Below are 26,071 nucleotides of genomic sequence, written 5' to 3'. Positions count from 1 at the left end.
CGCCACTCACGACCGGCCCCCGTCACGCCTCGCGGGCGAGGTCGCGGGGACCTGATCGGAATTGTCGGTGCCTCCCGCTAGGTTCTTCCCAGTCCCTACCGAGGCACCCCCGCAAGGAGAAGATGCGTTGTCAGACTGGGAAAGAGCGAGCACGGCCAGGGTGTTGACACCCGCCCGTCCGCGCAAGCTCGCCAAGGTCCCCTTCGTCGAACTGGCCGACGGACGGGTGCAGGGCGTGGTGTCCAGCGGTTCGGACATCGGGCGTGTGTACGTCTCGTCGGTCGCGGCGGGCACGTATGAATTCGCCTGCAGTACCAACAACAATCGGCCCTGTGGCGGGGCGCGGGGCATGTTCTGCAACCACATCCTCGCCTTGCTCAACGAAGCCGCCCTTCAATACGGCGCCGAGCGGGTCGCGCGGTATCTGCGGGTGGAGGTCGCGGCCGAAGAACTGACAGGACAGGCCATCGCGCAGGCCATGAGTGCCACCAGACCGTCTCAGGGCGACAGTGCCGCCGCGTCGGTGTTCAGCCAGTTCCTGCGGCATCTGGCGTACCTGGAATTCGAGCCGTCGACGGCGCCCGTGCCGGAGCTACACTGGTTCCCGCAGACCAGGGCGGTGGTGTGATGCGGATCGATCTGCTCACCGACCCGATCGCCGGGCTCGACGAGGCTTTGGCGGCGGTCGACGCCTTCGATCACGTGCTTGTGGGGGGTTTGCTGCGGCCACAGAAGGTCGCCGGGTTGACCGAGCTGGCCGACGCCGTCGCGGGGTCACCGCTGGCCGTGCGCGTCGCCGAGGCGGCCGAGAAGACAGCGGCCGGTGCGGCGGGGGAGGAGCACTTCGTTTCCCTTGCCGCGGCGAGGATCGCGGTGTTCGGTTCGGTCCACGACGCACTCGCCGCCCGTCTGGCCGAGGCGACCGGGCGGCCGCCCGGTGAGGAGCCCGCACCTGATGCCGAGGCGGCCGAGTCGCCGAATCTGCTGGCCGCTGCCCGGTCCTGGCTCTCCGACCTGGCCCGTGCCGGTTGGCAAGGCATCGATCACGACCTCGTTTCGGCGTCCGCGCCGGTCATCTCCGCGCTGCTCGCGGAACCCGGCCTGCGCAGGTTGGCGGTCCTGCTCGACGGTTTCGCGGCGGAACTCGCCGCGTCCTGTCCCGGCGCGGCGCTGGACCGGGTCCCGGTTCGGCGCTGGGCTGATCTCTGGTCGCGCGGGATGTTGCTGACCGTGCCCGGGGTCGCGGCGACGCCCGCGATGGCTACGGTCACCGGCCGTCTTCTGCCGCTCGGCGTCGACCTGCTCGAACACGCGACCGCGGCGCAAGCCCAGGTCCACGCGGTGTTCGAACCGGAGGATGGCGGCGCGCCGCGGCTCGTGCGCGCGAGCGTGACGGCGCCTAAGCCGGACACGATCATCGGCGCCGGGATCTGGCAGCTGCTGCGCCCCAGGCTGTCATTGCTCGCGGCGGTCAGCGAGGGCCGCTCGATGGACCTTGTCGACATGCCGATCACCGCGGAGGGTGATCTTCTCTGGCTGGACGAGCAGGCCCGCATCGGTGAGCCCGCGGACGCCTTCGCCACCGCGCGAGTCGCCCTGGCCACCGCCACCACTCCGGCGGTCGTGCCACTCGACCGGCATCCGGCGCGGATCGCCGTCCCCGTCTTCCTGGAGGGTTACGGCATCGAAGGTGACGAAGACGCACTCGCGTTCACCTTCGCCGGAAATCACCTCGCCGTCGACACCGATCGCATCCCCGTCGCCGGTCCGCTCACCCCGAAGGCGGTCGCGACCTCAAGCGCGTGTCTCGGCCTGATCCGGTGGGACGACGGTGGTTTCCGGCTTCAGCCGCTCGCCGTCGAAACCACCGTGCGCAAGAAGACCACCGCCGTGCACGCCGGAGCCTGGGCCGGAGGCACCACGGACAAGGCCGGGCTGAAAGCCGAAAAGGCGGCCACCGACGCCGCGGCCGTACTGCGCGAACGCGCCGGAAGGCTGCTGCGGAAATGACCGATCCCGAAGACAACCGCCGCCAGGTCCTGTACTGGCGTCTGCTCGCCCGCCTTTTCGACAACGACGAGCAGGCCGCGCTCGAATCGGCGAGCGTGGCCGTGGTCGAGGACATCGGCCTCCCGTCCGCGGTGCTGGACCCGAACGTCGCCGTCGACTCGATCGTCCAGCGTCATCCGGAGCTGGTCGCCGAATTCGACGGGCTGATGGTCCCCGAAGCCGAGGACGGCCGGGACAAGGCCGCGGAAGTGCGTCGCGCGGCGCTGGTGTCGAAGGTGCTGCTCAACGTCTTCGCTCAGGCGCCCAGCACGGTGACCGCCGGGCAGCTGTCGTCTTGGCAGGCCGACGCGGGCTGGTTCGAGCGCGCGCTGGGCTGCCGTCCGGGTGAGCTGCGGGGCGGTCGGCCCGGGGGAGCGCCGACCGGGCTCGGAGGCACCGGCGGGGGCGGGGCACCCGATCTGAGCACGCTGCTCCCGGTGATCGGCCCGGAGCTCGGCGCCATCGAGGCCGACCTCGTCAAGCGGATGCATCTGCGTGAGGTGCTCGCCGACCCCGCGCTCGCGGCGAAGCTCAGCCCGAGTATGTCGCTCATCGAACAGTTGCTGCGGGACAAGGACAATCTGTCCGGCGTGGCACTGGCCAACGCCAAGTCGCTGATCCGCCGCTACGTCGACGAGATCGCGGAAGTCCTGCGCACCCAGGTCGAGAAGGCCTCGACGGGCAAGGTGGATCGTTCGGTCCCGCCGAAGCGGGTGTTCCGCAACCTCGACCTCGATCGGACGATCTGGAAGAACCTCACCAACTGGAGCCCGGAAGAGGAGCGGCTCTACGTCGATCGCCTTTACTACAAGCAGACCGCGAAGAAGACGACGCCTCAGCGGCTCATCGCGGTCGTCGACCAGTCCGGCTCCATGGTCGACTCGATGGTCAACTGCGCGGTACTGGCCTCGATCTTCGCCGGACTGCCCAAAGTGGACGTTCACCTGATCGCCTACGACACCCAGGCACTCGACCTCACCCCATGGGTGCACGATCCGTTCGAAACCCTGCTGCGCACCAATCTCGGCGGCGGCAACGACGGCATGGTCGCGATGGCGCTGACCCAGCCGAAGATCGCCGAGCCCGCCAACACCGTGGTGGTGTGGATCTCCGACTTCTACGAGACCCGCGTCGAGCAGCTCTTCGAAAGCATGGCCGCGATCCACCGCTCCGGGGCGAAGTTCATCCCGGTCGGCTCGGTCACCAGCGCCGGCCGCGGCAGCGTCAACCCGTGGTTCCGTGAGCGCTTCAAGGACCTCGGCACACCGGTGATCTCCGGCCACATCACCAAGCTCGTCCACGAACTCAAGACCTTCCTCACCTCCTGACTTCCTGAACTTCCCGAAAGGCACGACATGTCCGACGTCCTGCGCGCCCCCGCCGAACTCAAGTACGCCGAAGAGCTGGACTGGCTGGAGTCGATCGACGACAGCCCCAAGCCGTTCGCCTGGCGCCTGTCCCCGAAGATGGTGCGCCTGTTCGTCCTCGGCGCCGAGCGCGCCGACGGCCTCGACCGCGAGATCTCGCAGAAGTGGTTCGGGGACCGCAGCATCGTCGAGCGGGCCATCGTCACGCTCGCGTCCGATCGAGGGCTGCTGCTGATCGGTGATCCCGGCACCGGCAAGAGCTGGCTCGCCGAACTGCTGGCCGCCGCGATCTCCCGCAACTCGACGCTCGTGGTGCAGGGCACGGCGGGCACCACCGAGGACCACATCAAATACTCGTGGAACGTGTCGATGGTCATCGCCAAGGGGCAGTCGCGCGAGTCGATGATCCCGTCGCCGATCATGACCGCGATGGAGGCCGGATCGATCGGCCGCTTCGAGGAACTGACCCGGTCCACCAGCGATGTGCAGGACGCGCTGATCTCGATCCTGTCCGAGAAGTACATCTCGGTGCCGGAACTGGACAGTGACGGCATCGTCTTCGCCAAGCCAGGGTTCTCCGTGATCGCCACCGCCAACAGTCGCGACCGCGGTGTCAACGACCTGTCCTCCGCGCTCAAGCGCCGGTTCAACTTCGTCCGCATCCCGGTGGTGACGAACAAGAAGAGCGAGGCGGAGATCGTCCGCTTCCGCACCGAGGAACTGCTGCGCCGACACCAGATCGAGCTGGACGTGCCGCCGACGCTGCTCGACGTGCTGCTGCGCAGCTTCGGTGACCTGCGTGCCGCGGCGGCGTCGGCGGGCAGCGACGACGAGAAGCTGGAGTCGGCCTTGTCCACCGCCGAACAGATCGGCGTCCTCGAAGACGCGGTGCTGCACAGCAACTTCTTCGGAGAACGCGCCTTGACCGCCCGCACACTCGCGTCTTCCCTCGTCGGCTCCCTCGCCCGTCGTGAGCCGGAGGATCTGGCGATCCTCAACAAGTACCTGCACGGCGTCGTCGAACCGCGCAGCAAGGACGAGGGCGGGGACTGGCCGGAGTTCCTCGACGGCGGCCGCGACGCGATCGCCACCCTGTCGTGAGCGGCGCCTTCGAGGCGTTGCGCGGCCAGTTACGGGAGGCCGCGGCCGCCTTCGCCGACGGGCCCGGCGCGCTGGAGGGCATCCTGCTCGGGCTCGTCGACGACGTCGATCGGGCGGTGCGGGAGCCGTTGGAGATCTTCCCGGTCTGCCACCATTCCCCGGCATCGGCCGTGGCGATGGCACGGCGGCTGCGAGAGAAGCAGCCGAAGGTCGTCTACCTCGAACTGTGCGAGGACATGGCCCCGCTGCTGACCGAGCTGCGCAACTGCCGTCTTCCCGTGGCGGTACAGGCTTTCGCGACGGACGTGAAAGGGTTCCCGGCCGAGTGGGCGCCGCTGTCGGTGGTCGCGCCGATCACCGAGGCTTCGGCCGAGTACCAGGCGATCGCCTACGCGCTGGACACCCCGGGGGTCGAACTCGTCCTTGTCGATCGGTCCGCCGACCACGTGTTCCAGTGGGACGAGCGTGAACAGCCCGCGGATCCGGACGCGCCGCCGGCCGAGGAGGAAGCGGCGTTGCACGGTGACGCGGTCGGGGTCGAGATCGGCGATCTGCGGCCCCGGTTCGCCGAACTCGAGGAACACCTGCTGCGTCACGGGCGGGTGCGGCACTGGTCGGAGTGGTGGCACCAGTACGTCGAGCTGCCGCTCGGCGACAGCGACCATGACACCTATCGCCAGGTCATGTTCCTGATCGGCAGCCTGTTCCGGCGGCTCGCTCCCGGAGACACTCGCCGTGTCCGGGTGGATGAGGACCGCGAGCGCTACATGTGGACCCGCATGCGCGAGCACCTCGCCGCTTCGGGTGCCGACCCCGCGGACTGCCTCTACGTCTGCGGCGCGTTCCACGCCGCCAGCCGGGTCGCGGAGTTCGGCGTCGAGGGCACGGACGGGTTCGTGATCAGCCCGCGCAGCGCGAGCACCTGGCAGTACGGGCTGATCCCGTCGAGCCACGCGTCGATCGAGGCGCAATTCGGGCTGGCCGGGGGATCGGTTTCGATCGCGGCGACGGAATGGGCGAAGAACCTCAAGCGCACCCGGGTGAAGCAGTTCCAGCTGGAAGGGCAGGTGGGCGGGCCGAAGCGAAAGAAGGCCGCCGAGCTGCCCGAGCCCACAGCGGATCCGGTCTCCTCGGATCAGCTGACGGGATTCCTGCGGCGGCCGCCGGTTCTGGACAGGCTGGACGAGGCCGAGCTGCTGGGCTGGTCGGTCGAGATCGTGCGCGCCGCGCGCCGCAACGGGTATCTGTCCTCGACCGCCGACGCCATCGCGGTGTTCGAGACGTCGATCCTGCTGGCGGGTCTGCGCGACCGGGCGAAGCCGACGCCGTACGACTTCCAGGACGCGGCGGTCACCTGCATCGAGAAGGACGTCGTACCCGGCAGGCGCGACGTGCGCCGCCTGGTCGAGATCATGATGGGCGGCGACCGGATCGGCCAGGTCGGCTACGACGCGCTTCCGCCGCTGGCGCGCGACGTGCACGACAGGCTCGAACCGCTGAACCTCAAGCTGCAGCAACGAGGGGTGCAGCGGGCGCTGCTCGACATCGCGGCACGGCCGGAGCTGGAGGCCTGCTCCGATCTGCTGTGGATGCTGCGCTACCTGATGCCGCATGGTGCGGCGCGGCCGATCATGGGGGAGCGGCGGCTCGGCGAGCGGCCGATCCAGGAATCGTGGGATCTGGCGCTGGGCACTCACCAGCGAGCACTGATCGAACTGGGCTACGAGGGCGTCAGCATCGAACAGGTGCTGGAGCAACGGCTTCGGCGTGCCGCCTACCATCCGCAGGCCACCGCGGCGAAGGTGCTCGGAGCGGTCGAGGACGCGACGCTCTATCTGCGCAGTGCCCGGTTGGCGGGAGAGCTGGGCACACGTGCACTGGAGGTGCTGGCCACCGAACGCACGGTCGACGGCGCGCCGGAGGTGCTGCGCCGGGTGCGACGGCTGCTGGCGCACTACCGGACCAGCGAGCCGGTCTTGCCCCGGTGGATCGAAGAGTTCGTCCGGACGGGGTACGCGCACTACTGCACCCTGCTGCCGGCGGCCTTCGCCGACGAGGAGGCCGGCGTCGAGCAGGTCGCCGCCATGCTGGGCTTCCTGTTCAGCATGGAGGCGCTCGCCCTGTCGCTGGGGTGTGACCGGACCCAGCTGGAACTGGCGATCGCCGGGTCGCATCCGCAGGAGCCGTCGAAGGTGGCGCTGCTGTGGGCGGCCCAGGTCCAGCTCGGCCGGCTCTCACGCGCGGAGTTGCGCGAGCGGTGCGCCGGGCTGCTGGCGAATCCGTTGGTACTGCCCGCCTATCCGCGTTATCTCAGCGGGTTCGTCCACGCGCTGGAACCGGCGCCAGGGCTGGCCGACTTTGTCGTCGAGGCGGTATCGAACGCCTTCGCCGAGCTTCCGGACAGATTGCTGCTGCCGTGGTTGCCGACGTTGATCACCACACTGCGGTCCCGGGGCGCGGAACTCGTGCCGCTGCTCGTCCGTGAGGCCGGGCGGCTCTTTCCCGGCCGTCTCGCGGCGCTCGACGCCTGGGTTCCGCCGTGGAAGACCCCACCGGAACCCGTCGCCGTGGCGAGGAAGACCACCGGGACCGGGTTGGCGTTGCTGGCCGGGCATCCGGCGACCTGCGACGCCGCCGCGAACCTGCTGGGCTGCGACGGCGAGTGGGTCACCCCCGGCTCGGCTCCGGTCGGTGCGGCACTGGTCGGTCAGTACCCGCAGACCGCCGCGGCACTGGAGGAGGTGCTCACGGGCGTGTGACCGGAGTGGACGGTCACCGGCGCCCGCACGGGGCGCCGGTGACCACCGATCGTCAGTCGGCCACCCAGCTGCCGTGGAAGCCCAAGGGCACGGGCCTTGGCAGGTGGATGCGGGCCAGGGGCTCCGCGGTGAAGTCCTGCGCCGAGAGGATCACGAGGTCCGAAGCGTTGCGATCAGGGTTGTTCACGTAGGCGAGGGCGTAGCCGTCGTCCTCGGACTTGCCGCGGGCCGAGGGCACGAAGACGGCCTCGCTCGCGTCGGCACCCCGGCCGAATCGGTGTACCTCCGAACGTCCGGTGTTCAGGTCGTGCTTGATCAGCGCGTTGCCGAAGAAGTCGGCAGGCTTGTCGAGATAGACGTCGAACAGCTCGCCGGGCGAGGCCGAGTAGCCGTACCGGTGCCGCCGTGAGACCAGGCTTTCGTTGACCCGGGGGAACTCCTGCGGCCGGTCGTCGAGCACGCTTCGCCGGACGCGGCCACGCGCCAGGTCGATCGTCCACCGCTCCAGCACCGGCGGGCCGGACGCCGACGGTCCGCCGAAGCCCTGCTTGCCCGACACTTCGAACGGCGCCGGCATGGTGGTGAGGTCCACCACCACGGTGGAGCCCTGCTCGTAGGCGTTGAGCGTATGCGAGTAGAACACCGGATCAACACCGAACCAGCGGACCGGTCCGCCTTCGCGCTTCATGACCCCGACCCGGGCGGGATGGCCGGCATTCCACTTGTAGGGCACCACTTTGCCCGGTTGTGGATCGAAGGTGACGGGCACGTCGAAGACGACCACGTAGTTCTTGGTGAGCCCGAAGTCGTGCATCATCGGGCTGTCGGTGACCGGGATCCGGGTGGTCCGCACCACGCGGCCGGTCCGGTCGACCATCAGATGCCGCACGTGATCCCAGGTCGGGTGATAGGTCACCGCGTGCAACTCGTCGGCCTGGGCGTCGAACTTGGTGTGCGCCGTGTACGACCCCTCGAGTGAACCGCTGAAATCGAACGGCCCCAGCGTGTTCAGCTCGCCGTCGAGCTCATACGGCGGAGCGCCGGACTCCTGCAGGGTGAGGATGCGGCCGTGGTGGCTGATCACATGGGTGTTCGGCGCGAAGTCCTCCGCGGGCACCGGCCACGGGTACCGTTCGCCGAGTTTCGCCGCGACGCCGGACGAGCGCACCCAGCGGTTGCGGTACCACTCGGCCTTCCCGTCGCGCAGCCGGACGCCGTGCACCATCCCCTCACCCAGCATCCAGTGGTGCGCGCGTGGATCCTCGAGGCCGAGCACGTTCGGCCCGGTGCGCAGATACCGGCCGCGGAGGTCCCGGGGAATGCGACCGGTGACCGGCAGGTCGAACGCGGTCACCTCCTCCCGCACCGGCGTGAACGCCCCTTCGAGGAACGGGTAGTGCTCCTTCGCCGTCTCGATCGTCGGACTTTGCGCCGCCGAGGCCGCGTCAAGGCTGCCGTAGGTCGCGGCGACACCGCCGATGGCCAGCGCGGCCGCCCCGCGAAGCACGTTCCGTCTGCTCGGTTCGGTCATGTGATCCCCCAAGATCGAGAGTAACTGTGTATGGCATGAACAGTGTATGGCTTTACCGGTTTTGAGTGCAACAATGCCCCGGTGAACGAGGACAAGATCGACTCGCTGCCGCCGGGCACCGCGCTGGCCTGGGGGCAGGCCCCGGCGCCCCGGCGCGGGCCGAAACCGGGATACAGCCTTGAGCAGATCGTCGACGCGGCCATCGCGCAGGCGGACGCCGAGGGCTTCGCGGCACTGTCCATGCCGTCGATCGCCAAACGCCTCGGCGTCACCGCCAACGCGCTCTATCGCTACCTGAGTTCGAAAGAGGAACTGCTCGTCCTCGTCGCCGAAGCCGCGTGGGGGCCGCCGCCTGAGCCGGTGTCCGGTGATTGGCGTGCCGCGGTCACCGCCTGGGCCCACGCGCTCCTTGACCGCTGCCGCCGTCATCCCTGGCTGATCGAACTGCCGGTGCGCAGCGCGCCGACGACGCCGAATCTGTTGGGCTGGCTGGAAAACTTCCTCGACGGGATGTCGGATTCAGGGCTGAGCACCGCTGACGTGGTCGGTTGCGCGGTGCTGGTCGACGGCTGGGTGCGCAGTACTGCCGCCCTGCTGCGCGATGTGCACGCCAGTTCACCCGAGCGGGTTCAGGCGGTGAGTGAATTCCTGCGACCGCGTCTCGAGGAACGGGGCTACTCGCGTGTCGCCGCTGTGGTCTCCGGCGAGGCTTACGGTGAAGAAGGCGTCGAGGACGACGATATCGAGTTCGGTCTCGGTCGCATCCTGGACGGCATCGAGGCGCTCGTCAGCCGCCGGTGAACAGGCCGCCGAGCCGGTAGTCGACGATCTTCGCCGCCTGTTCGGTGGTGTAGGCGTCGACCAGGATCCCGGTGAGGAGCCCGGCGGACATGGTCGCGAGGGTGTCCGCCTCCCGGTGAGGGTCGAGGTGTGCCGGAACGGCGCCCTTCGCCTGTGCCTGCCGCGGTAGTCCGGCGAGTGCTCGCACCAGATGGGGCAACAACGCCTCCTGATCCGGTGCTTGGCCACCCCGGGTGACATCGACGGCGAAGTAGGCGATCTGGACCGCGGCCAGCATGCGGCCGCGGTCGTCGGTGGGCAGGACGCCGGTCAGGTAGGCCCGCACGATCGCGCGTTCGTCGCCGGTCTTCATCGCCTGTCCGATGCTCTCGCCGGCGATCTCCCCGGTCAGCTCGACGATTCGCTGCCAGGCGAACCGCAGCATCTCCTCCTTGGTCGGGAAGTAGTACTGGACCAGATTCATCGAAATGCCAGCCTCCGCGGCCACCGCACGCAGCGTGACCGCTTGCAGGCCCTGGGCGGCGGCGATCCGGAAGAGCGCTTCCGCGATCTCGCGCCTGCGCTCTTGGTGGTCCACACGTTTCGGGTTCTTCGCCGTCTACGACGACATCCTGCGGAGATGGCCGGTTCCCGCCGAGGAGCTGGACATCGGAACCAGGTTCGGCCCGACCAGGGTCCGGCGGTGTGGCGCCGAGCGGGGCACGCCGATCGTGCTCCTGCCGGGAGGTCGGGGCACCTCGCTGTCGCGGTATCCGCATATCGCCGAACTGGCCCAGCGGCACCGGATCTACGCCGTCGACACGCTCGGCGAACCGGGCCGGTCGGTGCAGACAGCTCCTCTCGAGAACTCCGAAGACTGCGCGGACTGGCTCTCGGAGGTGCTCGACGGTGTCCTCGCCGGTTCCGGCCACGACAAGGCCTACCTCGCCGGCGTTTCGCGTGGTGGCTGGCTTTCGCTCAATCTCGCTTCCCGGAACACCGAACGCATCGCCGGTGTCGTCACCTTCGAGGCGTCCGGGTTCGGGGTGATCGGCCGGAGCTTCATCTGGTGGAGCCTGGGGGAGATCTTCCGCTGGTTCCTGCCGAAGTGGGTCCTCCGGCTGATCGCCTCGGGGGATCCGGAGGTGCGGCACAGCGTGCGCCCCCTCCTCTTCGCCGCCCTCAAATACAAGGATCAACTGCCCGAGATGCACCTGTTCGACGACGACGAGCTGGCGTCGATCGACGTGCCCACCCGGATCGTCGTCGCCGAACGCAGTGTCATCCACGACGCCGGCGAGGTAGCTACGCGGCTCGCGTCACTGAGCTCGCACATTCGTGTCGAGGTCGTGCCCAAGACCACGCACGGGCTGTCGCTCGAGAAGCCGGAACTCGTCACCGCCCGGATTCTCGAGGCGGCGCGGGAACGTCACGCCGACGCGGCGGACTGACTCGGTGCGGGGTCCGGCCACGACGGGGATCGTCCGAGCATCGCCACAATCGTGTCCAAAGTAGACGTTCCGGTCGTCTGGACGGCCGGCCCGAAAGCGGCTCCCGGCGCGACGCGGTTCTCTCCGTCGGGAATCGACTCCGTGAGCTTCAGTGCGACGTCGAGCACCTCTTTCTCGAAGCTGATGGGCAGGCCCAGGGTCTTGGCCACATCCCAGGAATGCACGACGTAGTCGATGAAGTGGAAGCCCAGGGCCTTGTCCGCGGCGAAGGTGAAGTCGGCGGCGAACTCCGGAAGGGTGAACTTGCGGTCTTCGAGGTCGTGGACGGCGAAGGCGCTCAGCACCCGATTGACCGACGCGCGGTAGTCGGCGACGGGATCTTCACCGAGCCGGATCGTGCGCCAGTGGGCGGGATCCGCGCCGTCGCCGTCGGCCGCGGCGGCGAAGCCGTGGTGCTGGGTGGCCATATGGGACAGGAGGCCGTGCAAGGTCCAGGAAGCGCACGGCGTCGTCTTGGTCAGGTCTTCGGGGGTGATGCGCTCGACGAGGTCGAGGCTCTTGCGGGTCGCGACGGCGTCGAGGAAGCGGAGCTCGTTGGTGTGCATGCGCATATCATCTACACATGCATATGAGTTCGTCAACAGGATTCGCGGACCGGGTCGGTATGGTCTGCGCATGGCGGAGGAGCGGAGGCCGGATCTCGCGGCGATGCTCGGCAGGCTGATGCGACGGCTGATGGCGGCCGAGTCGCCGGTGCTGGCCGAGCACGGGTTGACCATGTGGGGCTACGTGGTGCTCAGCGCGCTCGACGACGGACCCGTCCGCGCGCAGGCCGCGCTCGCGAAGGCGATCGGCGCCGACAAGACGCGGATCATCGGCACCCTCGACCAGCTTCAGGAGGATGGGCTGATCAACCGCGAGCCGGATCCGAACGACCGCCGGGTCCGGCTGCTGGAGATCACCGACGCGGGGCGCACCGCCCGCCGGTCGGCTCAGGCGCGGATTCAGGAGCAGGAGGAGCAGCTGCTGGAGCGATTGCCCGTTGGTGACCGCAAGGCGTTCCTCCGCGCCGCGCGTGTGCTGTCCGAGGTGTCAGGTCCCTGAGGCCGGGACTGCCCGAGTCTTCGGGGCGTGCTGGATGCCGAGGTCGCGCTCGCTCAGCTCAGTGCTTCGGTGACCATGCCCGGCGGGTAGTCCGACGGCGAACCCCGCCACCAAGCGCTGAACGCCTGGGCCAGCCGCCGGGGTACCTCGAGCTGAGCCCCGCCGCCATGGAAGTCGATCGTCACCAGCAGGGCGTCGATCTCCGCGTCGGCCCAGGGGACTCGTCGCACCAGCTTGGCGTAGTCGGCGCTCGAGGACACGAACGTGACCACTCGCGTGGCACCGGCGCGCCGGGTTTCCTCGATGATGGCGCGTTCGAGCACACCGGACGGCCAGTCGCCGAGCCGCAGCTTCCGGTCGTAGTAGGAGATCGGCTCGTCGGCCCGCAGGACGCCATAGCCACCGCTGAGAATGAGGGTCCGCCCGTTGCCGACGGCTTCGCCGAGCGCGCTGCCCACGTTCCGGTAGAAGTGACCGTTGTAGCGGAGCCACGCGGGTCGCAGGCCTCGCTCGTCGACCTTCGAGCGCGCCAGGACGTCGGCACGGGCGCGCAGCATCGGTTCGGGCCAGCCGGTGCCGGTCTCCGGAGCGTCCCCACCGCGGGTCTTGCTCTTCGAACAGCCGAGGATCGTCAGCGCGGTGCGCGGATCGATCGCGTTCAGAGCGGCGGCTGGTTCCACCGGGGAATCCTATCCGGTGAGGCGCTGACCGGACGCTGATCGGGTACGGGCATGCTGGGAGGACGACCACGGAAAGGGGGAACATGCCGCCACTCGTCGTGCACGGCCTGTGGTCCCCTCGCCGGGGGATCGTGCTGTGGGGTGAGCACGCTGACCGGCCCGCGACGACGTCGATGCGGCCGTCGAGTTCGGCCCGGCCGCATCCCTTCGCGGCGTCGGTGGCGGACCTGACCGCGCTGCATCCGGGCAAGCCGGCGTCGGCCACCTTGCTGTTGCCGTCGCGACGTGGTGGCCCCGTCGCCTCGCCCGAACTGGGTGTCCGCGGCCGTCCTCAGCAGGAACTGTCGCTGGAGCCCTGGTCGGTGCCCGCGATCCTGATCGATCCGTCCGAATTGGACGATCCGGTCGACTCGGTCCGCTACGGCACCTCTGTCCGGCACCTTCGCGCCATCGCCCGGTTCGCGGACGATCTCGTGCGCCGCGGCCGGGTGCTGCCCACCCTCGTGCGGACCGAGATCGTGGCGCGAGCGCGCTGGCGGCCGGTGGCCAGAGGCGGCGACGCGGTCGCGCTCCGGGCACTGATCGCGGCCACCCCGCCGGTCGGCCGGGCCGAACACACCGAACCGGATCCGGCGGCGCTCGTCACCGACGCGCTCCACAGCCTGGTCGACGCCGCCGTCCGTGATCGGCTGGCCGCCGCCGGCCACGCCACGGAGAGCGACGGGCGCGAAGGACCGTTCGGATCGTGGCTCCACGCGCTGAAGAGCGCCGACGACCGGATCGGCCAAGCGCCGGGACGGATGGGGATCGTCGCCGAGGGTATCGCGGCCTGGGACGCGGTCACCGACACCGACCTGACCGAGGGCACCGTCTGCATCCGGCTCGACGAGGTGCCCACCCTGTACGGCCCGGTCGACGATCCCGACGACCAGACCGGCGACGGAACCAAGTGGCAGCTGCGGTTCCTCCTGCGCTCCACAGCCGATCCGAGCCTTCTTCTCCCGGCCGAAGACGTCTGGTCGGGCAAGGCGGGCGCGCGGTTCACCGACCCCGAAGGGCTCTTCGCCGCCGAGCTGGGGCGTGCCGCGGGGGTGCTGCCGCTGCTCGCTCCAGCGGTCCAAACGGAGAAGCCGGGCATCTACGACCTCACCGTCGCCGAAACCGTCGATTTCCTGGACGGTGGCGCGGAGCGGCTGGTCGCGGCCGGTTTCGACGTCGAACTCCCGGCGAGCTGGGGCGGCAAGCGCAAGCTCGCGCTCAAACTGTCCGTCCGCGGCGCGCCCGTCGACCAGGCCGCCGTGTACCGGCTCGGCCGTCACCAGCTCGCCTCGTACCGCTGGTCGCTCGCCGTCGGGGAGGACGCGCTGACGGACGAGGAACTGGCCGGCCTCGCCGCCGCGAAGTCGTCACTGGTGCGGCTGCGCGGCCGGTGGGTGAGCGTCGATCCCGAGCTGTTGCGCGCCGGTCTCGAGTATCTGCGCCGCGACCCGGACCGCGAGAAGCCGCCGCTGCCCACCCCGGCGGAGCTGCTCGCCCTGCTCCACGGATTCGACGACACGCCCTTGCCGGTCACCGAGGTGACGACCGACGGCTGGATCGATGATTTCCTCGCCGGGCGGGTCCACCGCGTCATCGAACCGGTCGAGCCGCCGCCGAGTTTCCTGGCAACCCTGCGGCCCTACCAGGAACGAGGCGTCGCCTGGCTTTCGTTCATGGCGTCGATCGGGCTCGGTGCCTGTCTCGCCGACGACATGGGGCTCGGCAAGACCATCCAGCTTCTCGCGCTCGAAGCGATCGAGCGGACCCGCGCCGAATGCGGACCGACGCTGCTGGTCTGCCCGATGTCCTTGCTCGGGACGTGGCAGCGGGAGGCGGCCAAGTTCGCCCCCGATCTCCGGGTGACCATCCATCACGGGGCCGCGCGGGACCACAGCGCCCGGCTGGCCGCGCGCGTCGCGGCCGCCGATCTCGTCGTCACCACCTATTCGACCGCGGCCCGGGACGCCGACGAACTCGCGGGCACCCGATGGCACCGGCTGGTGCTCGACGAGGCGCAGGCGGTCAAGAACCAGAACACCGGTCCGGCGCAGGCGCTGCGGCGGATCCCGGCGGGCCACCGGGTCGCACTGACCGGCACGCCGGTGGAGAACCGGCTCGCCGATCTCTGGTCGCTTTCGGATCTGCTCAATCCCGGCGTACTCGGTGGCAGGCAAGAATTCCGCGAGCGGTTCGAGGTACCCATCGAACGCCGGGGCGACCTGGCCGCGGCCACCGAACTGCGCCGGCTCACCCGGCCTTTCCTGTTGCGCCGTCTCAAAAACGACCCCACCGTGCTCGTGGATTTGCCGGAGAAGATCGAGATCGTCCAGGAATATCGCCTCACGCGCGAGCAGGTGACGCTCTACCGCGCGACCGTGGACGAGATGATGACCAAGATCACCGACAGCGCCGGGGTCAAACGGCGCGGCAACATCCTCGCCGCGATCACCAAGCTCAAACAGATCTGCAACCATCCCGCGCATCTGCTGCACGACGGCTCGCCGCTGGAAAACCGCTCCGGAAAGGTCAACCGGCTCGAAGAACTCCTCGCGGAGATCCTGGATTCGGGCGACCGCGCGCTGTGCTTCACGCAGTACGCCGAGTTCGGACATCTGCTCGTGCCGCATCTGTCGAGCAGGCTGAACGCGAAGATCGCGTTTCTGCACGGCGGGTTGTCCCAGCAGCGCCGGGATTCGATCGTCGAACATTTCCAATCCGGCACCGGACCACCGATCCTGCTGGCGTCGCTGAAGACCGGGGGAGCGGGGCTGACCCTCACCGCCGCCACCCACGTCCTGCATCTGGACCGCTGGTGGAATCCGGCGGTCGAGGAACAGGCCACCGACCGTGCCTTCCGCATCGGTCAGCGGCGGAGCGTCCAGGTGCGGAAGTTCGTCTGCCCCGGCACCATCGAGGAACGGATCGACGCCGTCATCACCAAGAAGGAGTCGCTGGCCGGAATGGTCGTCACCGATGGCGAAGACTGGCTCACCGGCCTGTCCACCGACTCACTGCGGGAGGTCTTCGCGTTGGGACGGGAGGCGGCCGATGACTGACCGATTCCGTCGCACCCTCGACGAACTCGGCGTCCACAAAGGACTTGTACCGCCTTGTCGCGTCGACACCCTCGTCGTCGGGCCCGGCGCCGCGGTCGCCCAGGTGCGCGTGACGCGGCAGCGGTTCTACGAGGTCCGCATCGGACTTCCGACGTTCGGCAAGCAGGTGTGGACGGCGGTGACCGCTGCCGTCGTCGAGGACGAGGTGACGACGGCGGCGCTGCTCGACGGGCGGGTTCCGGACGACATCGAACGCTTCTTCCTCGCGGAGGATGTGCCGCTGTTCCCGGAAACGAGGGAGTTGTCGCTGGACTGCACGTGCCCCGGTACGAAGGTCCCGTGCGATCACCTCGTCGCGGGCCTGATCGCCTTGGTGGACGAGACCGACGGCGATCCGTTCGCGATGTTCACCCTCCGCGGGCGTGACCGGACCACCCTGCTCGAAGAGATCGGACGGCAGGCGGGCGCCAGGATCACGGCGCCGCCCACGGGCACGGAGACACCTGGCCTCGCCGAAGTCATGGACGACTTCTTCGGCTGGGGCCCGGCGGGTGACGTCACGAGGGCGGCCAAGCGGCAGCCACCGGCCGGGGCCGCGCTGGGACTGCTCGGCGAGGTATCACCGCTCGCGGCGACGGTGGACGGAACCTCGGTCACCGAACTGCTCCGGCCGCTGTACCGGGCGCTCACCGGTCAGGAGTGAAGAACCTCAGTTCGGCGTCCCCGAGATCGGCGAAGTAGGAATCGACCACAGCGTCGTCCACTTCGGACAGTGTCGCGGGGGACCAGCGCGGGGAGCGGTCCTTGTCGATGATCTGCGCGCGGATCCCCTCGGCGAACTCGGCCGAGGAGAACGCGTGGTGCGAGACGCGGTATTCCTGTGCCAGCACGGTTTCCAGATCGGGTAGCGCGGCCGCGGTGCGGAGCGCGCGCAAGGTCACCTTCACGGCGGTGGGTGACTTCGCTTCGATCTCCTTGGCGGTGGTGGCCGCCGCGTCGCCTCCGGCGTGGAGCCGGGAGAGGATCTCCTCGACCACGTTCGCCGCGTAGCAATGGTCGATCCATTCCGCGTCGGCGGCCAGTTCGCTCGGCGGCGCGGATTCGTTGATCAGCTCCAGCGCGGCGTCCGGTGTGTGTGACGCGAGCGCGTCGAGCAGGTCGGGAATCCTTTCACTGCGCAGGAAGTGGTCGGCGAGTCCACAGTGGATCGCGTCGGATCCACTGATCGACCCCGCGGTGAGGGCGATATGCGTGCCGAGCTGTCCTGGCGTACGGGACAGCAGGTACGTGCCGCCGACATCGGGGACGAAACCGATACCGACCTCGGGCATGGCGACGCGGGAGCGTTCGGTGACGATCCGGTGGCTGCCGTGCGCGGAGACGCCGACCCCGCCGCCCATGACGAGCCCGTCCATGAGTGCCAGGTACGGCTTGGGGTAGCGCGAGATCAGCGCGTTCAAGCGGTATTCGTCGGCCCAGAACCGCAGCGACGCGGAACCGCCGCCGCGGGCGTCCTCGTAGATGGCGCGGATGTCGCCGCCCGCGCAGAGCCCGCGCTCGCCGGCGCCGTCGATCAGCACGGCGTGGACCGCGGGATCGGCGCGCCATGCCTCAAGGCGCTCGGTGATGGCGCGGACCATGTCGTGGTTCAGCGAGTTGAGCGCGCGCGGCCGGTTCAGGGTGATCCGGCCGATTCCACTGTGGACGAAGAACAGGACGTCGTTCATGAAGCCTCCTGCGGACATCCTAAAGTAGGACGTCCGAGTAATCCGAGGTGGGCTGACCACCGTGAAGGCCTCCTTCCCTACCTTGAGAGTAGGGAAGGAGGCCTTCACGGAGCCGCGTGGTCCGCCTCAGTCGCGCTTGGCGAGCGTCGCGACCTCGGCGTCGGACAGTGACCGGTCGTAGAGCCGGACGTCGTCGACCGCGCCGCGCAGGAAGTCGACCTGCTGACCGCCGTACTGACCGCGGCCGATCACCGTGTGGCCGGTGCTCTGTGCGGCGGAGCAGGCGTTCTGCGAGGCGACCTTCTTGCCGTCGACGTAGAGCGACAACGTGCCCGCTTTGGCGTCGCGGACCCCGGTCAGGTGGTACCAGCGACCGACTTCCGGCTTCTCCGGCGAGAGGGCGCGGAGACCGACGAAGCTCATCGCCCACCGCTGGTCCTGCCCGGAGTACTGCAGGAAGAACGCGCTGTCGCGGCCGGTGTCCTGGCTGACGACGGTCTGGAACGCGCCGCTCGCCTCGTCCAGCTTCGCCCACGCCGAGACCGAGTAGCTGCCCGCCGTGTCGACGAGGCCGGCGCCGGTGTCGGCCTGCCCGTTACCCGCGAAGGCCAGCGCACCGCCTTGGACCCCGCCTGCCCACTGCGCGTTGGTCAGCGTGGCGTGCGCGCTGCCGACCGAGTCCGCGGCCCGGGACCCGGTGCCCTCATTGAATTTGTAGGCGTGCACGCCAGTGAGTCCAGGTGTGCCGGGTCCCGGGTCGGGTGCGCCGGAGCCGCTGCCGTCGGCGTTACGGATGATCGCCTGATTGACCGCGCGTACCTGCGCGAAGTCCATCTTCTTCACTTGCCTGTCGTAGGTGAAGAAGCCGTTGACCTCGTGTTCGACGTCGGTGATCTGCGTGTAGATCGAGCCGCTGATGCCACAGCTCTGCGCCGACGTGAGCACGTCACGCTGGTTCTGGACGTAGCGGCTGTTCAGGGTCGCCTGGTCCTTCACCATCTCGTAGGCGTGGCCTTCGCCGAACCACATGTGGTCCTTGACCTCGAGACCATAGCCGCCGTGTTCGCCGTCGATCGAGATCCGCTTGCCGTCGGGCATCGGCTTCGCGGGTCCCGGGTAGGCGTGCCAGTCGATGACGTCACCCCTGCCGGAGTCGCCGAGGGAGTCGCAGCAGTTGACCCCGCTGTGCGCGTTGACCAGCCGGGTCGGGTCCTGTGCCTTGACGCTGTCGGCGATCTTCCCGGTTTCCTTGCGCGACCACTCGGCCCAGCCCTCGTTGAACGGTACATAGCCGACGATCGAGGTCCAGTTCTTCTTCTGCTCCACCAGTTCCTTCAGTTCGGCCTTGAACTGCTGCTGGGCATCCACGGGCGGGCGGCCGCCGGTGCGCATCGACGGCATGTCCTGCCAGACGAGCAGGCCGAGCTTGTCGGCGTGGTGATACCAGCGGTCGGGTTCGGTCTTGATGTGCTTGCGGACCGTGTTGAACCCGAGGACCTTGTGCTGTTCGAGGTCGAAGCGCAGCGCCTCGTCGGTCGGCGCGGTGTAGATGCCGTCCGGCCAGTAGCCCTGGTCCAAAGTGGACTGCAGGAAGAGGATCTTGCCGTTGAGGGTGAACCGGAGTTTGCCGTCGGCGCCCTTCGTGGTGCCGAATTCCCGCATGCCGAAGTAGGACGACACCTTGTCGACGGTGCGGCGCCCGTTCTTCAGCTCGACGTCGAGGTCGTAGAGGAAGGGCGAGTCCGGCGTCCAGAGCTTCGCCTTGGGCACCGGCAGCGAGATCGTCCCGGAGGCGGACGCCTTGCTGCGGCTGACCACCTTGTGGCCGTCGCGAACCACGGCTTCGACGGTCAGGCCGGGGTTCCCGCCGGTGCCGACGGTGAGCTTGAGCGTGGAGGACTCGAGGTCGGGAACCATGCCGAGCGTGCCGACGTGCTGGGCCGCGACCGGCTCCATCCACACCGTCTGCCAGATGCCCGAGGCACCCTCGTAGAAGATGCCGCGGTCGGGGACGAGTCGCTGCTTGCCGACGGGCTGCCAGGTGGCGTCGGCGCGATCCTCGACGCCGACGATGATCTCCTGCTCTCCCTTGGGCTTCAGTGCGGAGGTGACGTCCGCGGAGAACGCGCCGTAGCCGCCCTGGTGCGAGGCCACCTCCTTGCCGTTGACGTAGACCTTCGCCTTGTAGTCGACGGCGCCGAAGTTGATCCGCAGGGTGTTGTCCTTGCCGACGTTCCAGTTCCTCGGCACCGTGAACGTGCGGCGGTACCACATGTAGTCCTCGTGCCGCTGGATGCCGGAAAGCGCCGATTCGGCGGGGTAGGGGACCAGGATCTTCTCGGCGAGCCGCTCGCCGAACGGGGGGACCTCGCCGGGAGCGGCGCCCGCGAACTCCCAGAGTCCGTTGAGGTTCTGCCAGTTCTCGCGCACCAGTTGCGGCCGGGGGTACTCGGGCAGCGCGTGGGAAGGCGACACCTGGTTGGTCCACGGCGTGGTCAGGCGCGGTTTGCCCATCTTCCAGCCGCTCTCCGCGGCCGTCGCGGAACCCGACGTCAGCGCCCACGCCGCGATGGCGGCCACCGCGACGGTCAGGGGCTTGCGGAACCGCCTGGAACTTCGGGACTTACCTCTGGGGCGATGCGGTGACAACGTTGACAACATCTGCTCGACACCCTTCTCCGGGGACGGCCACCTCGGCGGAGGTGCGCCTCCCGCTGGACCTGTGCAGGCGTGAAACGACGACCCCGCGACCGAGGGGGACCACTGTGAGGCAGGCCACGGCAAGCCGTCAGAAACTGTTTACATCGTTGATACAACGTTGTAAAGCGTCGAATGGCTCGAATCGCCCTGGGGTAAGTCGTGAGTGGCGATTCGGGTTCTAACATGCGCGACCGCTGTGACTGCTGGGGCTGCCGGTGGCGATCGCGTAGTCCGTGAGGGCCTCCTTGAGGGACCCAGAGTCCCTCAAGGAGGCCTTCACGGACCCAGGCCTGGCATCAAACCGCAGCCGGAACCACGTTGGTACCTAAAACACTCTTGGCTCTAGCCCGAATCGCCACTCGCGACCTCCCTGCCTCCTGCGTTGACACGGGAATTGACCGATCGGTAACTTACTGGCAAGTCAGCTGGAACGGAGGCGCCGATGCCTGCCGGAGAACGGTCGTGGTGGGGCTGGGGACACGTCGCCGAAGCTTTGACCACGGAGGAAGCCGACGCGCTCGTCGCCCGCACGGCCGCGGTTCTTCCCGGCCACGACTTCACCGATCACACCCCGCCCGAACCGGCGGACCTCGCTGTTCCGCCATCGCGGCTCGGTCCGCCCCCGGCGCTGGCCGCGTTGTGCAGCGACGACCCCGCCGACCGGTTGTCCCACGCCCGGGGCAAGGCCTTTCGCGACGTCGTCCGCAATCTGCTCGGACAGCTCGATCACGTCCCGGATCTGGTCGCCCGCCCACGTTCAGAGCAGGACGTCGTCGACCTGCTCGACTGGTGCTCGACGTCAGGCACGCCGCTGATTCCTTACGGTGGCGGCAGTTCCGTGGTCGGCGGTGTCGAACCGCGCTTCGACGGGCCCGCGGTCTCGATGGATCTGTCGGGGCTCGACACCGTGCTCGAAGTGGACACGGTCAGCCGCGCGGCCCGGATCCAGGCCGGGATCTTCGGGCCCGCCCTGGAAGACCGGCTTCGTCCGCTGGGGCTGACACTGCGGCATTTCCCGCAGTCGTTCGCCCATTCCACCCTCGGCGGCTGGCTCGCGACCCGCGCCGGCGGGCATTTCGCCACGCTCGCCACCCATATCGACGATCTCACCGAGTCGCTTCGCGTGGTCACTCCGGCCGGGATCAGCGAATCGCGGCGGCTGCCGGGATCGGGCGCCGGACCGTCGCCGGACCGGATGTTCCTCGGCTCCGAGGGCACGCTCGGCGTGATCACCGAAGCGTGGATGCGCTTGCAGGACAGGCCTGTTTGGCAGGTCACCGCGTCGATCACCTTCGAACGCCAGGAAGACGCGGTCGCCGCCACGCGCGCGATCGCGCAGTCCGGTCTCTACCCGTCGAATTGCCGCCTGCTCGATCCCGCCGAAGCGTTCATCAACGCGGGCGCGAGCGTGGGCGGCGGATTGCTGCTGGTCGCGTTCGAGTCCGCGGACCATCCGGTCGACGGCCTGCTGGATCGCGCGCTGGAACTGGCCATCGGTCACGGCGGGGTGGTGAAGACCAGGCGCAGCAAGGATTCCGCCCGCCAGGACAGCGCTTCGGCGTGGCGATCGTCGTTCCTGCGGATGCCGTACCAGCGTGACGCGCTCGCCCGCCGGTCGCTGATCGTCGAGACCTTCGAAACGGCGTGCACCTGGGACCGCTTCGACGAGTTCCACGACGCGATCACCTCGGCGGCACGGGCCGCGATCGACCGGGTGTGCGGCGGCGCGGGTGTCGTGACCTGCCGGTTCACCCACGTCTATCCGGATGGGGCCGCGCCCTACTACGGCATCTACGCCGCCGGGCGCTGGGGAAGCACGGTCGCGCAGTGGGACGAGATCAAGGCCGCGGTGTCCGAGGCGATCGAGGGCCACGGCGGCACGATCACCCATCACCACGCCGTCGGCCGTGACCATCGGCCCTGGTACGACCGGCAGCGCCCCGATCCGTTCGCTGCCGCGCTCACCGCGGCGAAGACCGCGCTCGACCCGGCGGGCATCCTCAATCCCGGCGTGCTGGTCCGCTGACCGGCGCCCGGACCAGCGAGGTCAGCAGCGCGGCGAACCGCGTGGCGGCCGACGACAAGGTCCGGCCAGCCATGGTCTGCACCTGCGCCTCGCGCCTGCGGAACACCGCGTTGTCGAGGAGCACGTAGGCGACGCCTTCGGTGGCCGCGTCCTGCCCGATGTCGCCCAGTCCGCCGACGAGCGCGATCCCGCCACCGCGGCGGACGAACTCGTACTGGGGACTCAGTTCGTTGCACGCCAGCACCGGCTCCGCCGTGAGGTTCTCGATCCGGGTGGCGATGTCGAACAGGTCGCGCAGGCTCTGGCCGGGAGTGGGCAACGTGAGCGGGTGGTCGCACAGTTCGGCGAGGCCGACCGAATCGCGGTCCGCCAGCGGATGATCCACCGGCACGATCGCGTAGACCGGGACGACCACGGCGCTTTCGACGCGTACGCCGTGCTGGGGGCCGGTCGCGTAGGTGACGGCGATGTCGGCCCCGCCGTCGAGGACCCGCCGGGTGGCTTCCTCGCGGTTGACGACGTCGATGTGGAACACGACGTCGTGGTCGCGGCGGTACGCGGCGATCGCCTGGGGGACGACGCGCCGCGCGAATCCCTCGGAACAGGCGACGGTGAGCGAACGGGCGTGCAGACCGCGGCCGGTGCGGAGTTCGTCGACGAGGACGGCCGATTCGGCTTCACTGCGGCGGACGTGGTCGAGCAGGCGGTTCCCGGCCTCGGTCGGCACCATGCCGCGCGGATGCCGGACGAACAGCGGAACCCCGAGCCCGGCTTCGAGTTTGGCGATCTGACGGCTGATCGCCGAGGGCGCCACGGTCAGTTCGGCCGCCGCTTCGGAGACCGAGCCGGTGCGGGCGACTTCGAGGAAGTACGTCAGCGCGATGGGAAGCAGCCGCATCGGTCTCCCTCTCGAGAGTCGGTTTGCCCTAATCAGAACGCGGACCGCCGCAAACGGCAATGGTCAGTGTAGGGAAACCGGCTTACGCTCCTCGGCAACACACGGCGAGTGAATCGGGAGAGCACGTGGCAGTCCCCGCAGAACTGGTTTCGAAAGCCCGGGAACACGTCGACTCGGGGGCCTTCTTCGCCGAGCTGGCCGAACTGGTCCGGTACCCCACTGTGAGCGACCGGCCAGCCGGACGCGTTGCCATCAAGGCATACCTTGACGACGTGCTGACCCCGGCGCTGACCGCGCTCGGCTGCTCGGTGACGACTAATCCCAACCCCGATCCGGCGGGTGGTCCCTTCCTGATCGGCACCCGGATCGAGTCCCCGGAGCTTCCGACGCTCCTGTGCTACGGGCACGCCGACGTCGTCGACGGGCACGAAGGCCAGTGGAGCGAAGGCCGGGACCCGTGGACGCTGACCGCCGACGGCGAGCGCTGGTACGGCCGCGGCTCGGCGGACAACAAGGGGCAGCACCTGATCAACCTGACGGCGTTGAGGCTCCTGCTGGCCGACCAGGGCTCCCTCGGATTCAATCTCAAATTCCTGTTCGAGACCGGCGAGGAGATCGGCTCACCCGGCCTGGACGAGTTCGTCGCGGCGCACCGCGATGCACTGCGCGCCGACGTCCTCATCGCCTCCGACGGGCCCCGGTTGGACGCGGCGACGCCGACGGTGTTCCTCGGCGCGCGCGGCAGCGTCCGGATCGCGCTCGACGTCGATCTGCGCCCCGACGCCTACCACTCGGGGAACTGGGGAGGGGTGCTGCGCAACCCCGCCACCACGCTCGCCGGGGCGATCTCGTGCCTGGTCGACGGGCACGGCCGTATCCGGGTCCCGGAACTCCTGCCGCCCGGGCTCCCCGGCAGCGTCCGCGAAGCGCTCGCCGGCCTCGAGATCGCGGGAGCACCGGGGGATCCGGTGCCCGACGAAGGCTGGGGCGATACCGAATTGACCGTGGCCGAGCGGTTGTACGGGTGGAACACCCTGGAAGTCCTCTCCCTGGGAGCCGCGGACATCGAGCGGCCCGTCAACGCCATCCCCGGCCGGGCCCGCGCGATGCTGCAGCTCCGCTATGTCGCGGGCACCGACGTCGGTGGAGTGGCGGACGCGGTCACGAAACACCTTGCCGCGCACGGGTTCTCGATGGTCGACGTCGCCACGGAAAGCAGTTTCAGCGCCAGCCGCACCCCTGTCGACGATCCCTGGGTGGGCTGGGCGAAGGGCGTGCTGGACGAGGTCTCCGACCGGCCGGTGGCGATCCTGCCCAGTTTCGGTGGCGGGCTGCCGAATCACGTGTTCACCGACCTGCTCGGCTTGCCGACCTTGTGGGTGCCGCATTCCTATCCCGGCTGCCTGCAGCACGCGCCCGATGAGCATCTCCTCGCCCCGATCGCCCGCGAAGGCGTGGTTCTGGCCATGGCGCTGTTCCACGCGCTCGGGCGGCGCGGAAAGGAGGTCTGATGCTCGACAGCGATCAGACGACGAAGCCTCGTACGCCGTCGTCCACCAAACGCGCCATCGCCGCGGCGACCATCGGCAACGCGCTCGAATGGTTCGACCTCGCCGTGTACGCGCTCATGGCGGCCTACATCGGCAAGACCTTCTTCCCCGGCGGCAACGCGGCCGTCCAGCTCGTCCAGGCGTACGCGGTCTTCGGGATCACGTTCCTCATCCGTCCGCTCGGCGGCCTGATCCTCGGCGCGTACGCCGATCGGTTCGGCCGCAAGAAGGCACTGGTCGTCACCATCTGGCTGATGGTGATCGGCACGTTCCTGCTGGCGGTGATGCCGGGTTACGCGACGATCGGCTTCCTGGCGCCAATCGGCGTGATCGTCGCCCGGCTGATCCAAGGTTTCGCCGCAGGCGGCGAATTCGGGGCGGCTACGTCCTTCCTGATCGAACAGGACGATCGCCGCAAGGGCTTCCTCGGTAGTTTCCAGTTCGCCAGCCAAGGTCTGGCGACGCTGCTGTCCGCGGGGTTCGCCGCCGGGCTGACCGCGGTACTGACCACCGACGCGATGACGTCGTGGGGCTGGCGCGTCCCGTTCGTCTTCGGGTTGCTGGTCGGCCCGGTCGGGTACTACATCCGGCGCCACGTCGACGAACCTCCTGCGGTGCGAAGGGATCCGGACGCGCCGAAGACGTCGGCCATCCGCACGCTGTTCCGGTTCGAATGGGGCGGACTGCTGATCGCCGGCGGGGTGCTGGTCGTCTCCACCTCGCTGAACTTCATCCTGCAGTCCCTGCCGACGTTCGCGATCAAGAACCTGGGCATCGACGACTCGCTGTCGTTCGTGGCGCTGATGATCACCGCGGCGATCCTGACCTTCGTGACACCGGTGGTCGGCCTGCTCACCGACCGGCTCGGCCGGATCAAGATCATGATCGGCGCCGCGGCGGCCATCGGGATCGGGGTGGTGCCGCTGTACATCTGGGTCACCGAGTCGCCATCGTTCCTGACCCTCACCGCCACGATGGCGGTTTTGGGGCTGGCGAAGGCGGTCTACTTCGGAGCGCTTCCCTCGGTGATGGCGGACGCCTTTCCGGCACACACCCGGGCGACGGGCCTTTCGTTCTCCTACAACGCGACGGTCGGCATCTTCGGCGGGTTCACCCCGACCATCGCGACCGCGATGATCGCGGCCACCGGTTCGCCGGTCTCGCCCGGCTACTACCTCTTGCTGACCGCTTCGCTCAGCATCGTCGCGCTGGTGGTGGCGAACCGGCGGCGCGGTATCCGCTGAGGGACTCGT

General features: G+C 69.0%; 20 protein-coding genes. 13 read left to right on the top strand and 7 right to left on the bottom strand.

Going from position 1 to position 26,071, the window contains the following annotated elements; translation table 11 throughout:
• Positions 1-127 precede the first annotated feature (127 nt).
• Genes ACZ7KI_RS06335 through ACZ7KI_RS06315 form a run of 5 tightly spaced genes read left to right on the top strand, consistent with a single transcriptional unit; the run spans position 128 to position 7,276 of the window.
• Positions 128-628 carry a hypothetical protein gene (locus ACZ7KI_RS06335; RefSeq protein ID WP_470272152.1) on the top strand — a complete coding sequence of 167 codons (501 nt, stop codon included), beginning with the start codon at positions 128-130 and terminating at the stop codon, positions 626-628.
• A complete protein-coding gene (locus ACZ7KI_RS06330; protein ID WP_470272151.1) occupies positions 628-2,010 on the top strand; it encodes a hypothetical protein in 1,383 nt (460 codons plus the stop codon). The genes ACZ7KI_RS06335 and ACZ7KI_RS06330 overlap by 1 nt, the downstream gene beginning before the upstream one ends.
• Positions 2,007-3,377 (top strand): VWA domain-containing protein, encoded by a 1,371-nt coding sequence (locus tag ACZ7KI_RS06325; protein ID WP_470272150.1) that lies wholly within the window; start codon positions 2,007-2,009, stop codon positions 3,375-3,377. Before ACZ7KI_RS06330 ends, ACZ7KI_RS06325 begins: the two co-directional genes overlap by 4 nt.
• Before the next feature lie 27 nt (positions 3,378-3,404).
• A complete protein-coding gene (locus ACZ7KI_RS06320) occupies positions 3,405-4,517 on the top strand; it encodes an ATP-binding protein (protein WP_037305392.1) in 1,113 nt (370 codons plus the stop codon).
• Positions 4,514-7,276, top strand: a complete 2,763-nt coding sequence (locus tag ACZ7KI_RS06315) for a DUF5682 family protein (protein ID WP_470272149.1) — start codon at positions 4,514-4,516, stop codon at positions 7,274-7,276. The genes ACZ7KI_RS06320 and ACZ7KI_RS06315 overlap by 4 nt, the downstream gene beginning before the upstream one ends.
• A 52-nt stretch (positions 7,277-7,328) precedes the next feature.
• Here ACZ7KI_RS06315 and ACZ7KI_RS06310 read toward each other — a convergent pair whose 3' ends face one another.
• Positions 7,329-8,807 (bottom strand): carotenoid oxygenase family protein, encoded by a 1,479-nt coding sequence (locus ACZ7KI_RS06310; protein ID WP_470272148.1) that lies wholly within the window; start codon positions 8,805-8,807, stop codon positions 7,329-7,331.
• Positions 8,808-8,888: 81 nt separating this feature from the next.
• On the opposite strand from ACZ7KI_RS06310, the gene ACZ7KI_RS06305 reads away from it, so the two are divergent.
• Positions 8,889-9,608, top strand: a complete 720-nt coding sequence (locus ACZ7KI_RS06305; RefSeq protein ID WP_470272147.1) for a TetR/AcrR family transcriptional regulator — start codon at positions 8,889-8,891, stop codon at positions 9,606-9,608.
• Here the strand turns inward: ACZ7KI_RS06305 and ACZ7KI_RS06300 are convergent.
• On the bottom strand, positions 9,595-10,095 hold the full coding sequence (locus ACZ7KI_RS06300; RefSeq protein ID WP_470272146.1) for a TetR family transcriptional regulator C-terminal domain-containing protein: 501 nt from the start codon (positions 10,093-10,095) through the stop codon (positions 9,595-9,597). The two genes, ACZ7KI_RS06305 and ACZ7KI_RS06300, sit on opposite strands and share 14 nt — an antisense overlap.
• On the opposite strand from ACZ7KI_RS06300, the gene ACZ7KI_RS06295 reads away from it, so the two are divergent.
• Positions 10,076-11,038: an alpha/beta fold hydrolase gene (locus ACZ7KI_RS06295; protein WP_470272145.1), complete on the top strand. Its 963-nt coding sequence runs from the start codon at positions 10,076-10,078 to the stop codon at positions 11,036-11,038. The genes ACZ7KI_RS06300 and ACZ7KI_RS06295 overlap by 20 nt on opposite strands.
• Here ACZ7KI_RS06295 and ACZ7KI_RS06290 read toward each other — a convergent pair.
• Positions 11,017-11,643, bottom strand: a complete 627-nt coding sequence (locus ACZ7KI_RS06290) for a TIGR03086 family metal-binding protein (RefSeq protein WP_470272144.1) — start codon at positions 11,641-11,643, stop codon at positions 11,017-11,019. The two genes, ACZ7KI_RS06295 and ACZ7KI_RS06290, sit on opposite strands and share 22 nt — an antisense overlap.
• Positions 11,644-11,713: 70 nt before the next feature.
• Here ACZ7KI_RS06290 and ACZ7KI_RS06285 point away from each other — a divergent pair, with 70 nt between their 5' ends.
• A complete protein-coding gene (locus ACZ7KI_RS06285; protein ID WP_470272143.1) occupies positions 11,714-12,142 on the top strand; it encodes a MarR family winged helix-turn-helix transcriptional regulator in 429 nt (142 codons plus the stop codon).
• Positions 12,143-12,195: 53 nt separating this feature from the next.
• On the opposite strand, the gene ACZ7KI_RS06280 is transcribed toward ACZ7KI_RS06285, so the two are convergent.
• Positions 12,196-12,822 (bottom strand): YaaA family protein, encoded by a 627-nt coding sequence (locus tag ACZ7KI_RS06280; RefSeq protein ID WP_470272142.1) that lies wholly within the window; start codon positions 12,820-12,822, stop codon positions 12,196-12,198.
• An 83-nt stretch (positions 12,823-12,905) separates the two neighbouring features.
• Between ACZ7KI_RS06280 and ACZ7KI_RS06275 the strand changes: the two genes are divergently transcribed.
• Entirely contained in the window at positions 12,906-15,917 is a 3,012-nt protein-coding gene (locus ACZ7KI_RS06275) for a DEAD/DEAH box helicase (protein WP_470272141.1), read from the top strand.
• Positions 15,910-16,620, top strand: a complete 711-nt coding sequence (locus tag ACZ7KI_RS06270; RefSeq protein WP_470272140.1) for an SWIM zinc finger family protein — start codon at positions 15,910-15,912, stop codon at positions 16,618-16,620. The genes ACZ7KI_RS06275 and ACZ7KI_RS06270 overlap by 8 nt, the downstream gene beginning before the upstream one ends.
• Here ACZ7KI_RS06270 and ACZ7KI_RS06265 read toward each other — a convergent pair.
• Together ACZ7KI_RS06265 and ACZ7KI_RS06260 are read right to left on the bottom strand one after the other, a co-directional pair.
• A complete protein-coding gene (locus ACZ7KI_RS06265; RefSeq protein ID WP_470272139.1) occupies positions 16,604-17,644 on the bottom strand; it encodes an enoyl-CoA hydratase/isomerase family protein in 1,041 nt (346 codons plus the stop codon). The genes ACZ7KI_RS06270 and ACZ7KI_RS06265 overlap by 17 nt on opposite strands.
• A 126-nt stretch (positions 17,645-17,770) precedes the next feature.
• On the bottom strand, positions 17,771-20,158 hold the full coding sequence (locus tag ACZ7KI_RS06260; RefSeq protein ID WP_470272175.1) for a LamG-like jellyroll fold domain-containing protein: 2,388 nt from the start codon (positions 20,156-20,158) through the stop codon (positions 17,771-17,773).
• A gap of 628 nt (positions 20,159-20,786) precedes the next feature.
• Between ACZ7KI_RS06260 and ACZ7KI_RS06255 the strand changes: the two genes are divergently transcribed.
• Positions 20,787-22,370, top strand: coding sequence for an FAD-binding oxidoreductase (locus ACZ7KI_RS06255; RefSeq protein WP_470272138.1), 1,584 nt, complete (start codon positions 20,787-20,789; stop codon positions 22,368-22,370).
• Here the strand turns inward: ACZ7KI_RS06255 and ACZ7KI_RS06250 are convergent.
• Entirely contained in the window at positions 22,345-23,268 is a 924-nt protein-coding gene (locus ACZ7KI_RS06250) for a LysR family transcriptional regulator (protein WP_470272136.1), read from the bottom strand. The genes ACZ7KI_RS06255 and ACZ7KI_RS06250 overlap by 26 nt on opposite strands.
• 125 nt (positions 23,269-23,393) lie before the next feature.
• On the opposite strand from ACZ7KI_RS06250, the gene ACZ7KI_RS06245 reads away from it, so the two are divergent.
• Both ACZ7KI_RS06245 and ACZ7KI_RS06240 read left to right on the top strand, forming a co-directional pair.
• Positions 23,394-24,779 carry a M20 family metallopeptidase gene (locus tag ACZ7KI_RS06245; protein ID WP_470272135.1) on the top strand — a complete coding sequence of 462 codons (1,386 nt, stop codon included), beginning with the start codon at positions 23,394-23,396 and terminating at the stop codon, positions 24,777-24,779.
• Positions 24,779-26,062 carry an MFS transporter gene (locus ACZ7KI_RS06240; RefSeq protein WP_470272134.1) on the top strand — a complete coding sequence of 428 codons (1,284 nt, stop codon included), beginning with the start codon at positions 24,779-24,781 and terminating at the stop codon, positions 26,060-26,062. The genes ACZ7KI_RS06245 and ACZ7KI_RS06240 overlap by 1 nt, the downstream gene beginning before the upstream one ends.
• Positions 26,063-26,071: the final 9 nt, after the last annotated feature.

Source organism: Amycolatopsis sp. NPDC039088 (genome assembly GCF_055598845.1).
Note: the sequence above shows the minus strand (reverse complement) of the source record. Positions and strands in the feature narration are given on the sequence as shown.